Genomic DNA, 14,067 nt, shown 5'->3' with positions numbered 1-14,067 from the left:
TCATCAGGTGCCGTGAAAGCGTCGACGCGCGTCCACTGCTATGTTGTAGCGCATGTCCAGATCGGCGAGCCTCGCCATTGATGCCCGACGCGCCTCGGGGTCGGTCAGCGTCCGATAAAGAGCCCGCTCTTCGTCAATCGCCTTCTTCAGCTTGAATTCTTCGGGGACAACACCGGCTTCGGCCATGATGCGATAGCCGGCGGAAAGGCCCGGATCGACGGTTTCCTGCCCGGTTGCGTCCCGGAGCGGTTTGCCTTCGCCGGGGAGATCGCGCAGCTGCCCTTCGGCCTCGGCCTTGAGGATTCGGCGTTCCGTGAGACAATCGAGCCACGACATGGTGTGCACTTTCGCTGACACCGCTTTTCTACGACAGAGCCTTCCGAAGGAACATACCAATGCACATGCCGCGCTCTTCCCTTCTTTCTTTGGGTCCGGAAATCCCGGGGTGAGGCCCGAAAGGGCCGAGGGGCAGCGCCCCTATCTCACGCCGATTTCGGAAAGAGCGGCCATGAGTTTCGGCGGGATATCCTCTGATGCTGCCGCCTCGGCCTTGGTCAGGTCGCGCGGCGCATCGCCCGCGTCCAGATAGCGCCAGCCCTGAAACGGGCGCTTTCGAACGGGTTCGGTCCGCACGATCTCGTTGTCCAGAAGGATCGCACAGCGGCGGATGCCGTCTTCGCCCACCACCTCGTCGAAGCCGACGATCTTCTGGCGGCATTGCACGACCCCCTGGATCACCCAGTAGATGCTGCCGCCTTTCAGGATCTCGGCCTCGCGCTTGGGCCACATGCGTGTGATATGGAAATACCGGTTGCCCTTGATCTGGCGCGAGCGGTTCCGCTGCCAGTCGATCAGGCTTTCGACGCTTTCCGATCCCACACTGAGTTTTATTAGGTTGACGTAGTCGGCCATGCCTTCCCCTCTCAGACGGGACAGCATATAGTGATCGTCCCGAGTGGCAAGGCAACCGCTTGTGGATAGACCTGTGGAAATCTTCTCTTCCGGACTTCGTGAGGATGCACCCATGACCCGTTTCGCCGCCCCGATCGCCGAACAGATCTGGGACATGAAATACCGCCTGAAAGAGGCTGACGGCACGCCCATCGACCAGACTGTCGAGGATACATGGCGCCGGATCGCCCGCGCGCTGGCCGAGGTCGAGGACGACGCGCCTGCCTGGGAGAGCAAGTTTTACGGGGCTCTCGAAGACTTCAAATACCTGCCTGCCGGCCGCATCACGGCGGGCGCGGGGACCGCGCGGTCGGTGACGCTGTTCAACTGCTTCGTCATGGGCACGATCCCCGACAGCATGGGCGGCATCTTCGACATGCTGAAAGAGGCCGCGCTGACCATGCAGCAGGGCGGTGGAATCGGCTACGATTTCTCAACGATCCGGCCCAAGGGAGCCGGCGTCAAAGGCGTGGCCGCAGACGCCTCGGGGCCGCTTTCCTTTATGGATGTCTGGGACGCGATGTGCCGCACTATCATGTCCGCCGGCTCGCGCCGGGGCGCGATGATGGCGACGATGCGCTGCGACCACCCCGATATCGAGAATTTCATCAGCGCCAAGTCAGACCCCGCGCGGCTCAGGAATTTCAATGTCTCGGTTCTGATCACTGACCCGTTCATGGAAGCCGTCAAGGCGGGCAAGAGCTGGGATCTTGTCTTCGACGGTCGGGTTTATCGCACGGTCGAGGCACGGGACCTCTGGAACCGGATCATGCGGGCGACCTACGATTATGCCGAGCCGGGCGTGATCTTCATCGACCGCATCAACGCGATGAACAACCTCGCCTATTGCGAGACCATCGCCGCCACGAACCCTTGCGGCGAGCAGCCGCTGCCGCCCTATGGGGCCTGCCTTCTGGGCTCGATCAACCTTGCCCGGCTCGTCTCCGATCCGTTCGGGGACGCGGCTGCGCTGGACGAGGCGGCGCTGGACGATCTGGTCCGCACCTCGGTCCGGATGATGGACAACGTGGTCGATGCCTCTCGCTTCCCGCTGCCGCAGCAGGCGGAAGAAGCCGCGAACAAGCGCCGGATCGGGCTGGGCGTGACGGGGCTTGCCGATGCGCTTCTGATGCTGGGGCTGCGCTATGGCTCGGACGAGGCTGCCGAGCAGACCCGTGCCTGGATGAAGCGGATCGCCCGCGCGGCCTATCTGGCGAGTGCTGACCTTGCCGAAGAAAAGGGCGCGTTCCCGCTCTTCGATGCTGACAAGTTTCTCGCATCGGGCGCACTCGCTCATATGGACGAGGACGTGAAGGACGCGATCCGCAAGAAGGGCATCCGGAACGCGCTTCTGACCTCGATCGCGCCGACCGGCACGATTAGCCTCTATGCAGGCAATGTGTCCTCGGGGATCGAGCCGGTCTTCGCCTATGCCTATACGCGCAAGGTCCTGCAGAAGGACGGGACGCGAACCGAGGAAGAGGTGGTCGACTACGCCGTGCAGATGTGGCGCGACCTGAAGGGCGATGCCCCCCTGCCGGACCATTTCGTCAACGCACAGACGCTGACGCCGATGGACCATGTGAAAATGCAGGCCGCCGCGCAGGAATGGGTGGATTCGTCGATTTCCAAGACCATCAACTGCCCCGAGGACATCGACTTCGAAGCGTTCAAGAACGTCTACCTTGAAGCCTACGAGACCGGCTGCAAGGGCTGCACGACCTATCGCCCGAACGCGGTAACGGGGAGCGTGCTGAGCGTGGCGGAAGACAAGAAGTCCGCGCCGGAGGTGGTCTCGAAATCCGATGACGAACCCGCAACGCCCCATGGAGACGTGATCTACATCGCCGAGCCGCTCGACCGGCCGCAGACGCTGGAAGGCAATACCTACAAACTCAAGTGGCCCGACAGCGAGCACGCGATCTACATCACCATCAACGACATCATCGTCGGCGGGCGGCGCCAGCCCTTTGAGGTCTTCATCAACTCGAAGAACATGGAGCACTACGCCTGGACCGTTGCGCTGACGCGGATGATCTCGGCGGTGTTCCGGCGGGGCGGCGACGTGAGCTTTGTCGTGGAAGAGCTGAAAGCCGTGTTCGACCCGCGGGGCGGGGCGTGGATGCAGGGGAAATACGTGCCCTCGATCCTTGCGGCGATCGGCGGCGTGATCGAGCGTCATCTGGTCTCCATCGGCTTTATCGCGGGAGAGGGGCTGGGTCTGAAATCGGACCCGCGCGCTCAGGTCGTGAACCTCGATCAGCCGCGGGGACCGGCGTGCCCGTCCTGCGGGCAGTTCGGGATGCAGATGATTGAAGGGTGCATGACCTGCCCGTCCTGCGGGCATTCGAAATGCGGCTGAAGGGGCTTTGCCCCTCGGCCCCTTCGGGGCCTCACCCCAGGATTTTTCGGACCCAAAGAAATGCGGTCTGTTCTTTGCTGGCCGCTTTGTGCCTTGGCTCTCCCGCCATGGCCGAGACGATCGGCTGGTCGGTCGCCATCTCGAACGACTCGATAGGGGAGGCGCGGGACCGTTGGCAAAGCTCTTCCGTACAGGTCGGCATCGCGCGCGGCCGCGGCTGGGATGGGCAAATGCCGGACCGGGTGGGCGAGGTGCTGGAATTCCGGTTCCGGAGCGACATCCTGACGCCCGAGGTGCTTGACGCGCCCGCGCCGGGAGACCGGCGCCATGCGGGCGTTCTGGCCATTGGTCTGCACAGCCATTTCGCCAGGTCCGCCTGGGAGGCGCGTCTCGGCGCGGATGTCGTCGTCGTCGGACCGCAGACCGGCCTTCTTTCCTTTCAGGAGCAACTGCACGAGGCGCTTGGGTTTACCGTGCCGCGTCTGGACGATTACCAGATCGAGGATCAGGTCGGGCTGGACCTGAGCGGCGAAGTCGGGCGCGCACTGCCGGTTGGCGCCGGCGTCCTAAGACCCTTCGTCGAGGCGCAGGTCGGGTCGGAGGACCTTCTGCGCGTCGGGCTGGACCTCTCATTCGGGGCGCTCGCGTCGGGCAACCTGATGACCCGAGCCGTCACGACAGGGCACCGGTTGCCCATGACCTTCGAGGGTGGCGAGGGGATGAGCTGGACCCTTGGGGTGGATACCGCATGGGTCGAAGACAGCATCTACCTGCCCGAGGCGCTGGGTTATGATCTGACGCCGACGCGGACGCGAGTCCGGGCGGGGGGGCTCTATCGCTGGCGGACGCTCGATGTGTTCTATGGTCTTGCGTGGCTGAGCGAAGAGTTCGAAGCACAGCCCGAGGGGCAGTTCGTCGGCACATTCCAGGCGCGGATCGACTTCTGACGTCGCCCGCCAAGGTGCTGGAATTTCGGGGATTCACAGAAACGCCGGAAACTGCTAGCCTGCCTGCAACGATATAAAAAATAATATCGAGGCAGGTAAGATGAACATGATGACGCGCCCCGAGGGCACGTTCGTCATTTCGTGGTCGCAGACCGAGATCGACGGGCTTGGCGGTGCGCCGGTGTCCGCGCTCGAATGCGGTGCGACATGGCGCTGGAGTGGCGATGCGGTGCGCATCGACGGGGCAAGCGATCTCGCGGATATTTCGGACACTGGTGGCGATGACGCCCTTCGGCGCCGTGCCGCCGCGGGCGCGCGCAAGCTGATCGGGCGCGCCCTGATCCAGGAGGGCGTTCGAACGCCCTTCACTCAGGTGAACACCGATCTCGACCGGTGCTTCAGCATTTCGGACGGGCAGCGGACATGGGTGGCGACGCTGATCGACATGCCCGAGATCGCGCGTCCGCTGATGATGTTCACGGGCGATATGCCGCCTGTGGATCGCGCGCTGGTCATAACCGAGGAGCCCGAAGCCGGCTGGCGGCCGCAGGTTTTGCGCGATGGAGCGGAAGGCGTGGTCTGTTTCACCCCCGGGACGCGCCTTGCGACGCCTGACGGGCCGCGCCTTGTCGAGGAGCTTGTTGCGGGCGACCGGGTGGTCACCAAGGATTCCGGCACCGAGGAAGTTCTCTGGATCGGGCAGCGGCACGTGTCCGGGGCGCGGCTTTATGCCATGCCGGACCTGCGTCCGGTGCGGATCAGAAGCGGTGCTCTCGGTCTTGACCGACCCGAGGGTGACCTTGTCGTCTCGCCCGATCACCGGATGCTGGTCGAGGGCCCGGCGGCGCTGGCGCTCTGGGGCGAGCGCGAGGTTCTGGTGGCGGCGCGTGACCTTATCGACGATCACAAGGTGATGCGCGATCTCGGTGCGAAATCGGTGACCTATATTCACCTGATGCTGCCCCGACATGGTATTCTCTTTGCGAACGGGATGGAGACCGAAAGCTTCCACCCGGCGGCGACGTCGCTTGACGCGATTGCGGGCGACCAGCTTGATCGCCTGTTCGACGTGATGCCCGATCTGCGGGTGACGCCGTCGGCCTATGGGCCGATGTCACGCCGCGTTCTGGGCCGGGCCGAGGCCGCGCTGATCCGCCGCGTGACCTGAGCCTTCAGGACGCGCAAGAGTCTCGTTGACAGGGCGGGAAAGCCCTTTTATAGCCGCGGCTTCATTGGTGTTGGTGGCCCCCGCAAGGGGATGCCTGTCAGGCTTCGGCCAGAGGACAACGCCCTTCATAGCCGACCCTCCGGGACGGCGTCCTAACGAAGGAGATCAGCCGTGACCAAACGCACGTCTGCCAAGTACAAAATCGACCGCCGGATGGGCGAGAACATCTGGGGCCGTCCTAAATCCCCCGTCAACCGCCGTGAATACGGCCCCGGCCAGCACGGCCAGCGCCGCAAGGGCAAGATGTCGGACTTCGGTCTGCAGCTTCGCGCAAAGCAGAAGCTCAAGGGCTATTATGGCGACATGACCGAGAAGCAGTTCAAGCGCATCTTCGCGGAAGCTGCCCGTGTGAAGGGCGACACCGGCGAGAACCTGATCGGCCTTCTGGAGCGCCGGCTGGACGCCGTCGTCTATCGCGCCAAGTTCGTGCCGACCGTCTTCGCCGCACGGCAGTTCGTGAACCACGGCCACGTGAAGGTGAACGGCAAGCGGGTCAACATTCCGTCCTACCGCGTCAAGGAAGGCGACGTCATCGAGGTCCGCGACCGCTCGAAGCAGCTTGCCATCGTGCTCGAGGCTGCCCAGCTTCCCGAGCGTGACGTGCCTGATTACATCGAGGCCGATCACTCGAAGATGACCGCCACCTTCGTGCGCACGCCGGGCCTGTCCGATGTGCCCTATCCGGTGATGATGGAACCGAACCTCGTCATCGAATACTACGCTCAGAACTGATCCTTCTGGACAGTCTGGCAAAAGGAAAGGCCGCCCTCGGGCGGCCTTGTTCTTTTTGTCTTGTGCCTCCGGCGGGAGTATTTCGCCCAAAGAGAAGGGCCGGGGAATGACCCGGCCCTTTTGCTTTTAAGCGGCTTCGGCAGCCTGTCCGCCGCCGTAGCGGCCGTAGAAGGTCTCGCCGGTAGCGGCCAGGTCCTTGAGGAGCGCCGGTGTCGCGAAGCGGGGGCCGTGCGATCCAAGGTTTTCGCAGATCTCCGCGGCCTTGGCTGCACCGACCATGTCCAGCCACGAGAAGGGCCCACCCGACCACGGCGCGAAGCCCCAGCCGAGGATGGCGCCGACGTCGCCCTCGCGGATGTCTTCGAGAACGCCGTCTTCGAAGGCGCGCACGGCTTCGAGCACCTGCGCCATCATCAGCCGGTGCTGCACCGTCGAGAGGTCGGGCTGCGTGTCTGCAACCGGATACTTGCCCTCAAGACCGTCCCAGAGGCCCTGCCGCTTGCCCGCCTCGTCATAGGCGTAGAAACCGGACTTGGACTTGCGGCCCATGCGGCCCTGATCGGCCATCCAGAACAGCACCTCGTCCACGGCTCCGTCGGGGTAGGCGTCGCCCATGGCGGCACGGGTAGCCTTGGCGATCTTCACGCCGAGGTCGATGGACGTCTCGTCCACCAGTTGCAGCGGCCCGAGCGGGAAGCCCAGGAGGCGCGCGGCGTTCTCGATAAGCGCCGGTTCGACGCCTTCGCCCACCATGCGGATCCCCTCGTTGATATACGGGATGATGCAGCGGTTGGCGTAAAAGAAGCGCGCGTCGTTGACGACGATGGGTGTCTTCCGGAGCTGGCGCACGAAGTCGAGCGCCTTGGCCACGGCCCGGTCGCCGGTTTCCGCGCCCTTGATGATCTCGACCAGCATCATCTTGTCGACGGGCGAAAAGAAGTGAATACCGATGAACTGCCCGGGCCGCTTGCTGGCCTTCGCCAGCTCGGTGATCGGCAGGGTCGACGTGTTGGTGGCGAAAATCGCGTCCTCGCCGATGATCGCCTCGACCTTCTGGGTCATCTCGGCCTTGACGCCCGGATCCTCGAAGACGGCTTCGACGATCAGGTCGACGCCTTTGAGAGCGTTCAGGTCGGTGGTTGCGGTGATGCGTTCGAGAACCTGGTCCTTCTTCTCTTCGGTCACCTTCTTGCGCTGGATGCCCTTGTCCAGAATGCCCGTCGAATAGGACTTGCCGCGGTCGGCGGCCTCCTGGCTCTGGTCGATGAGCACGACCTCGATCCCGGCATTGGCCGAGACATAGGCGATACCCGCGCCCATCATGCCGGCGCCGAGCACGCCGACCTTTTTGACGGTCTCATCCGGGACGTTGGGGCGGTTCGCGCCCTTCTCAAGCGCCTGCTTGTTGATGAAGAGCGACCGGATCATGGCTGCAGAGGTCGGGTCCATGAGGATCTTGGTGAACCAGCGCGCCTCGATCTTGAGGGCGGTGTCGAACGGCACCATGGCGCCTTCGTAGACCGACGAAAGAAGAGCCTGCGCTGCAGGATAGACGCCCTGGGTATTGCCGTTGACCATGGCAGAAGCGCCCACGAAGGTCATGAAACCCGCCGGATGATAGGGCGCGCCGCCGGGCATCTTCCAGCCCTTCTCGTCCCACGGTTTGACGATATCGGCATCGGTCGCGTTCAGGACCCACTCCTTGGCCTTCGCCAGAAGCTCGTCCGGGGCTACGACCTCGTCGATGAGCTGCGCCGACTTGGCCTTCTTGGGGTCCAGCATCTTGCCTTCCAGCAGAACCGGCGCGGCCTGCATCGCGCCGACCATACGGCTATAGCGCGTGGTGCCGCCGGCGCCGGGGAAGAGGCCCAGCAGGATCTCGGGAAGGCCAATCCGGCCTTTGGGCGTGTCGGCCATGAAGCGGCGGTGACAGGCCAGCGCGATCTCGGTCCCGATCCCGGCGCAGAGGCCCGGAATGGCGCAGGCGATCGGCTTGCCGCCCTTGTTGGTCTTGGGGTCGAGGCCCGCACGCTCGATCTTCCGCAGGATGCGATGACCATTCATGGTGAAGTCGAACAGCGCCTGCGCCGGGTTGTCGCCCGACTCTGCTTTGATGCTGGCGAGCACATTCAGGTCCATGCCGCCCGCGAACGTGTCCTTGCCGGAGGTGATCACGACGCCCTTGACCGCGTCATCGGCCAGCGCCTGATCGATGAAGCCTTCGACCGTGTCGAAGGCATCGCGCGACAGAACGTTCATGGATTTTCCGGGAACGTCCCAGGTGATGACGGCCACGCCGTCGTCGTGAAGCTCGTATGTAAAGTCAGTCATGCTGATCTCCCTGCATGAAGCATGAGGGCACCCGAAACGGGCGCCGTCTCAATGGAAACGGTTGGCGCTGGAGAAGCGTCTAGTGGCTGGCGACAGATGCCGTTGGATAGATGTCCATGCGAAAGCTCTGAAGGATCTCTATCAATTCCACCCGAATCTGATCCGTATCGGATCGGCAGAAGTATCTCAGTCTGCTTTCGCCAACCGGACTGTGCCGGTCGTCCAGATAGGTCTTGGTGACGTCGTAGGGCTGCCGCTTGTTGAGGACTGGCCCCGTCTTTTCGAGTCGGGTTTTCACCGCTACGGCGCCGCCGGACCGAAGGCTTATCAGTCGTTCTGCAAGCCTTCGCGCCGAGTCTTCGGGGGTCTTGTGGATCAGAATGCCCGTCGGTTCGTAGACTACAAGCGGATGGGCATAGCACGCGAGCACAGCGTTGAGGTCGCCAGCAAGATGGTTCTCGGCAAGTCGCTGAAAGAACAACGGCATGTCCATTGGTCACGTGTCCCCGCGTCTTGAAATCGCCGACGCAACTCGTGCGCGCGGAGATGTCAGAACTTAATGGTATATTAATAGACACGGGGTTGCCAAAGGTTGATTGATTTTGATCAAACTCGCTCAATAATTGTGGCGGCGCCCATACCCGATGCGACGCAGAGCGTGGCGAGGCCCAGCTCTTTATCCTGACGCTCGAGCTCGTCCAGAAGGGTGCCGATGATGATCGCGCCAGACGCGCCAAGGGGGTGGCCCATGGCGATGGCGCCGCCGTTTACGTTCAGCTTGGCATGATCCACGTCGAAGGCCTGCATGAAGCGCAGGACAACGGACGAAAACGCCTCGTTCACTTCGAACAGGTCGATGTCACCGATGGCGATGCCGCTGTCGGCAAGGATCTTCTGCGTCGCCGGTACGGGTCCGGTCAGCATGATCGTCGGGTCGGTGCCGATCTTGGCGGTGGCGCGGATACGGGCGCGGGGTTTCAGACCATGCGCTTCCCCGAACTCCTTCGAGCCGATCAGGACCGCTGCCGAGCCGTCCACGATGCCAGACGAGTTGCCGGCGTGGTGCACGTGGTTGATCCGCTCGAGATGCGGATACTTCATCAGCGCGATCTTGTCGAAACCGGGCATGACCTCGCCCTGATCCTTGAAGCTGGCCTTCAGAGCGCCGAGAGCCTGCATGTCGGTGCCGGGGCGCATGTATTCGTCGCGGTCGAGGATCGTCAGACCGTTCTGGTCCTTGATGGTGACGATCGAGCGCTCGAACCGGTTGTCTTCCCAGGCGGCGGCAGCGCGGTTCTGGCTTTCCACGGCGAAGGCGTCGACGTTGTCACGGCTGAAGCCGTATTCGGTGGCGATGATGTCCGCCGAAATGCCCTGCGGCACAAAATAAGTCTTCATGGCGACCGACGGATCGACGGCGATGGCCGCCCCGTCCGAGCCCATGGCCACACGGCTCATGCACTCGACACCGCCCGCGATATAACCCTCGCCCGCGCCGCCCTTGACCTGGTTGGCAGCGAGGTTCACGGCCTCCATGCCGCTGGCACAGAACCGGTTGATCGAAAGGCCGGGGATATGCTCGTCGAGCTCCGAGGCCAGAACGGCGGTCCGGGCGAGGCAGCCACCCTGCTCCATGACCTGCGTGGCGTTGCCCCAGATCACGTCCTCGACGGCATGGCCCTCAAGACCGTTCCGGTCCTTGATCGCGTTCAGCATGTCGGCGCTCAGCTTGACCGGCGTCACCTCGTGCAGGCTGCCGTCCTTGCGGCCCTTGCCGCGCGGCGAGCGAACGGCGTCGAAGATATAGGCGTCGCGCATTGCGTGTCTCCTTGGGTCAGGCCGCGCCCGGAAAGGCGCGCGGCATCAGGTCATAGGGGTGCCGCCAGCCCGGCAGGTCCGCGATGCGGTCGAGCCAGCGGTCGATATTCGGGTAAGCCTTTCTGTCGAAACCGAAAGACTCGTCATAGAACAGGTAGCTACAGCAGGAGAAATCTGCATTCGTGACGTCACGTCCCGCGATCCAGTCACGTTCCGTCATATGTCCGTCGAGCACCTTGAGCGCCGCCATCATGCGGCCCTGACAGAACGCGATGACGTCATCGTTGCGTTTCTCGGGGCTGAGAAAGTTCGTCAGGAATCGGGTGACGCCCGCCTGGCTGGACATCTTGTGATTGTCCCAAAGGACCCACCGCAGAACCTCACGCCGTTCCTCGGGTGTCTCACCGCCGAACCGGCCCGTCTTCTCGCTGAGATAGTCGAGGATAACGCCCGATTGGCTGAGCTTCAGATCACCGTCTACAAGAACCGGCGCCTCGCCCATCTCGTTCACGTTGGCCAGATACTCGGGCGTTCGGCTGCCGCCCCGGAAGAAGTCGATATGGACCGGCTCCCAGTCGAGACCGGCGACATTCAGCGCCAGCGCCACCTTGTAGCTGTGCCCGGATTCACCAAAGCAATGCAGTTTGAGGGTCATCCCGAAATTCCTCCTTTGATATCAACGCTTCCGGTCATCTAGTTCAGCGTTAAACAATCTCAGGCGCGCGGTCATCTTGTCGTCGTCGATGACGCTTGAAAAATTCTCGAAGAGAAAACTCAGCGCCTCGCCCTCGTCCAGCCCCGCCTCGCGGGCAAATTTCTTCAGACGCCGGTAACCGTCCTCGCTCATTGCAACGGGAAAGCGGCGGGTCAGGCGGAGGCGTTTGGGCATGAGCGGGCTCCTCGATGGAAAAAAGGGGGCGAAAACCGCCCCCTTTCTCGCATTTAGAAGTTGGCCGCGTCGAGGGCCATGACCGGTTCCGCGCCGGTCGATATCCGCGCCAGGTGCAGCTTGGTCGCCGGCAGATGCCGCGCCATGTAGTAGCGTCCCGTGGCCAGCTTGGTCTCATAGAACTCGGTATCGGACGCCCCGCCTTCGAGCGCCTCCATCGAAGCCTTGGCCATCTGGGCCCAGACAAGACCCATGGTCACGTGACCGAAGAGGTGCATGAAGTCATAAGAACCGGACAGAGCGTTCAGCGGGTTTTTCATGCCTTCCTGCATGAAATACATCGCCGCCGCCTGCAGGTCCTTCGACGCTTCCTTCAGCGGATCGAGGTAACCGGCCTTCAGACCGGCATTGCCTTCGTTCTCCTTGATGAAGCTCTTCACCATCTCGAAGAAGGCCATGATCGTCTGGCCGCCATTCATGCCCAGCTTGCGGCCGACGAGGTCGAGCGACTGAATGCCGTTCGTGCCTTCGTAGATCATGGCGATGCGCGCATCGCGGACGAACTGCTCGAGGCCCCATTCACGCGTAAAGCCCGACCCGCCGAGGGTCTGCTGGGCGTTTACCGCGGTCTCAAAGCCCTTATCGGTCAGGAAGCCCTTCAGAACCGGAATCAGAAGCGAGATCATCGCCTCGGCCTCGTCGTCGTTCAGGCGATGCGAGCGGTCGATCATGGACGCGCCCCAGTAGACCATTGCGCGTCCACCTTCGACATAGACCTTCTGGTCCATCAGATTCCGACGGACATCGGGGTGAACGATGATCGGATCGGCCGGACCGTTCGGGTTCTTGGTTCCCGTCACATCGCGGCCCTGCAGACGGTCACGGGCAAAGCCGAGCGCATTCTGATAGGCGACCTCGCCCTGGGCATAGCCCTGAAGCGCGACCGACAGGCGGGCCTCGTTCATCATGGTGAACATGGCGCGCATGCCCTTGTGCATCTCGCCCACGAGCCAGCCCCGCGCGCCGTCGTAGTTCATGACACAGGTGGCGTTGCCATGAATGCCCATCTTCTCTTCCAGACCGCCGCAGGAGACCGCGTTCCGGTCACCGAGCGAACCGTCCTCGTTCACGAAGAACTTCGGCACCACGAAAAGCGAGATGCCCTTCACGCCCTCGGGGCCGCCGGGGATCTTGGCCAGCACGAGGTGGATGATGTTGTCGGCCATGTCGTGTTCGCCCGAAGAAATCCAGATCTTCGAGCCGGTGATCAGATAGCTGCCGTCATCCTGCGGCTCGGCCTTGGTGCGGATCAGGCCCAGATCGGTGCCGCACTGGGGCTCGGTCAGGTTCATCGTGCCGGTCCACTCGCCCGAGTAGAGCTTGGGTAGGTAGGTCTGTTTCTGGTCTTCCGAGCCGTGGACGTGAATAGCCGAGGCCGCGCCGTGGGTCAGGCCGGGATACATCTGGAACGCCATGTTGGCCGACGAGAACATCTCGCCCGCGGCGGTGTTCATCAGATGCGGAAGGCCCTGTCCGCCATATTCCGGATCGCAGTCCAGTCCGGTCCAACCGCCCTCACGCACCTGATCGAACGCTTCCTTGAAGCCCTTCGGCGTGCGCACGACGCCGTTTTCCAGCCTGCAGCCCTCTTCGTCGCCCACCTTGTTCAGGGGGTGCAGGACGTTGGCCGCGATCTTGCCCGCTTCGTCCAGGATGGCCTGGGTGAATTCTGGGTCCAGCTCGTCATAGCCGGGAACATCGCTTTCGGTGACCTTCAGAAGCTCGTGCAGTACGAACTGAATGTCTTTGATCGGTGGGGTATAGGTCGTCATGAGGGCCTCCCTGCACTTTGACGGGAATTGTTACTCGGCCGCCTTGGCCGTTTCATTGATGAGGGTCTGAAGGTGCTCCTCGCCCCAGGACAGCTGCTCGCGCAGGCCCTTGATGGCGATTTCGAGTTCGTCGCGCTGGCGCTCCATGTCGTCTAGTCGTTCACGGCCAAGCTCGATTGCCTTCGTCACCTGAGGAATGTTCCGGTTATTCCGGTCGTAAAGGTCCAGAAGCTGCCGGATCTGTTCGAGACTGAAGCCGAAGCGTTTGCCGCGCAGGATCAGCTTCAGGCGCGCACGGTCGGTGCGGGTGAAGAGACGGCGCGTACCCTCGCGAACGGGGAAGATCAGCTCTTTTGCTTCGTAGAAGCGGAGCGTGCGGGGCGTCACGTCGAACGCGTCGCACATCTCGCGAATTGTCATAAGGTCCTGGGTCATAGGTCGGTCCACAGTTGTCACCGCATGGAAATGCAGATCCGACCGACATCGTGCAAGATTGCTTGACGTGAACGTAAGCATAACGTCACGTCACGGACCAAAGCCGTGGATATTATGGAAAAGCGACGCCGCGTCGCGCGAAACAATCGGTGGTCAGCCGAGCGACTTCATGACCTCGCCGCGGAATTTTTCGAGGTCTTCGATGGTCTCGTTAAGCTGATCGCGTTCGGTTTTTAGCGCGACAAGCTGACGGTCGGCGAGGTCGACGAAGGTGCGATATTGCTGTTCGGTGCCCTGTTCTTCGTAAATCAGAAGCCACTGGCGGATTTCCTCGAGCGAGAAGCCCCATTTCCGGCCACGCATGATCAGCGTCATCCGTGCGACCTCGCGCGAGCCATAAAAGCGCGAGCGCCCCTCCTTCTCCGGGAAGAGGAGTTCGATGTACTCGTAGTACCGCAGTGTGCGGGGGGTCACATCGAACCGCGCGCACATCTCCTTGAATGAAAGCCTTTCGGCTGCCATGGGTCTCCTCCCTTTCCGCA

Annotated in this window: 14 protein-coding genes; 4 read left to right on the top strand and 10 right to left on the bottom strand. The window is 62.7% G+C overall.

The features are described from left to right. Positions 1-3: 3 nt before the first annotated feature. Both GQ651_RS17375 and GQ651_RS17370 read right to left on the bottom strand, forming a co-directional pair. Positions 4-336 carry a DnaJ family domain-containing protein gene (locus tag GQ651_RS17375; protein WP_160765552.1) on the bottom strand — a complete coding sequence of 111 codons (333 nt, stop codon included), beginning with the start codon at positions 334-336 and terminating at the stop codon, positions 4-6. Between the two features lie 141 nt (positions 337-477). Beyond that, positions 478-912 carry a DUF1489 family protein gene (locus tag GQ651_RS17370; RefSeq protein WP_160765551.1) on the bottom strand — a complete coding sequence of 145 codons (435 nt, stop codon included), beginning with the start codon at positions 910-912 and terminating at the stop codon, positions 478-480. 112 nt (positions 913-1,024) lie between these two features. Here GQ651_RS17370 and GQ651_RS17365 point away from each other — a divergent pair, with 112 nt between their 5' ends. From GQ651_RS17365 to rpsD, 4 genes are all read left to right on the top strand, one after another. Continuing rightward, positions 1,025-3,313, top strand: coding sequence for an adenosylcobalamin-dependent ribonucleoside-diphosphate reductase (locus GQ651_RS17365; RefSeq protein ID WP_160765550.1), 2,289 nt, complete (start codon positions 1,025-1,027; stop codon positions 3,311-3,313). Then, positions 3,304-4,260 carry a lipid A-modifier LpxR family protein gene (locus tag GQ651_RS17360; protein WP_406565474.1) on the top strand — a complete coding sequence of 319 codons (957 nt, stop codon included), beginning with the start codon at positions 3,304-3,306 and terminating at the stop codon, positions 4,258-4,260. Before GQ651_RS17365 ends, GQ651_RS17360 begins: the two co-directional genes overlap by 10 nt. Positions 4,261-4,360: 100 nt before the next feature. Further along, positions 4,361-5,428, top strand: coding sequence for a Hint domain-containing protein (locus tag GQ651_RS17355; RefSeq protein ID WP_227258348.1), 1,068 nt, complete (start codon positions 4,361-4,363; stop codon positions 5,426-5,428). 171 nt (positions 5,429-5,599) lie between these two features. Then, a complete protein-coding gene (gene rpsD, locus GQ651_RS17350) occupies positions 5,600-6,220 on the top strand; it encodes a 30S ribosomal protein S4 (RefSeq protein WP_160765548.1) in 621 nt (206 codons plus the stop codon). Positions 6,221-6,346: 126 nt separating this feature from the next. Here rpsD and GQ651_RS17345 read toward each other — a convergent pair whose 3' ends face one another. From GQ651_RS17345 to GQ651_RS17310, 8 genes are all read right to left on the bottom strand, one after another. Beyond that, positions 6,347-8,551 (bottom strand): 3-hydroxyacyl-CoA dehydrogenase NAD-binding domain-containing protein, encoded by a 2,205-nt coding sequence (locus tag GQ651_RS17345; protein WP_160765547.1) that lies wholly within the window; start codon positions 8,549-8,551, stop codon positions 6,347-6,349. Positions 8,552-8,630: 79 nt separating this feature from the next. Further along, positions 8,631-9,044, bottom strand: coding sequence for a hypothetical protein (locus GQ651_RS17340; RefSeq protein WP_160765546.1), 414 nt, complete (start codon positions 9,042-9,044; stop codon positions 8,631-8,633). A gap of 113 nt (positions 9,045-9,157) precedes the next feature. Then, the gene (locus GQ651_RS17335; protein ID WP_160765545.1) at positions 9,158-10,369 is read right to left on the bottom strand and encodes an acetyl-CoA C-acetyltransferase; all 1,212 of its coding nucleotides are present in this window, start codon (positions 10,367-10,369) and stop codon (positions 9,158-9,160) included. Between the two features lie 16 nt (positions 10,370-10,385). Then, positions 10,386-11,024 (bottom strand): glutathione S-transferase family protein, encoded by a 639-nt coding sequence (locus tag GQ651_RS17330; protein ID WP_160765544.1) that lies wholly within the window; start codon positions 11,022-11,024, stop codon positions 10,386-10,388. 21 nt (positions 11,025-11,045) lie between these two features. Further along, the gene (locus GQ651_RS17325) at positions 11,046-11,258 is read right to left on the bottom strand and encodes a hypothetical protein (protein ID WP_160765543.1); all 213 of its coding nucleotides are present in this window, start codon (positions 11,256-11,258) and stop codon (positions 11,046-11,048) included. Positions 11,259-11,311: 53 nt separating this feature from the next. Next, positions 11,312-13,090 (bottom strand): acyl-CoA dehydrogenase C-terminal domain-containing protein, encoded by a 1,779-nt coding sequence (locus GQ651_RS17320; RefSeq protein WP_160765542.1) that lies wholly within the window; start codon positions 13,088-13,090, stop codon positions 11,312-11,314. A gap of 30 nt (positions 13,091-13,120) precedes the next feature. Then, positions 13,121-13,525 (bottom strand): MerR family transcriptional regulator, encoded by a 405-nt coding sequence (locus tag GQ651_RS17315; protein WP_160765541.1) that lies wholly within the window; start codon positions 13,523-13,525, stop codon positions 13,121-13,123. Between the two features lie 153 nt (positions 13,526-13,678). Then, positions 13,679-14,047, bottom strand: coding sequence for a MerR family transcriptional regulator (locus GQ651_RS17310; RefSeq protein WP_160765540.1), 369 nt, complete (start codon positions 14,045-14,047; stop codon positions 13,679-13,681). Positions 14,048-14,067 lie beyond the last annotated feature (20 nt).

This window comes from Kangsaoukella pontilimi, assembly GCF_009830125.1.
Classification (GTDB): domain Bacteria; phylum Pseudomonadota; class Alphaproteobacteria; order Rhodobacterales; family Rhodobacteraceae; genus Kangsaoukella; species Kangsaoukella pontilimi.
The sequence above is the reverse complement of the archived record's forward strand: the minus strand, read 5'-3'. Positions and strand labels throughout refer to the sequence as shown.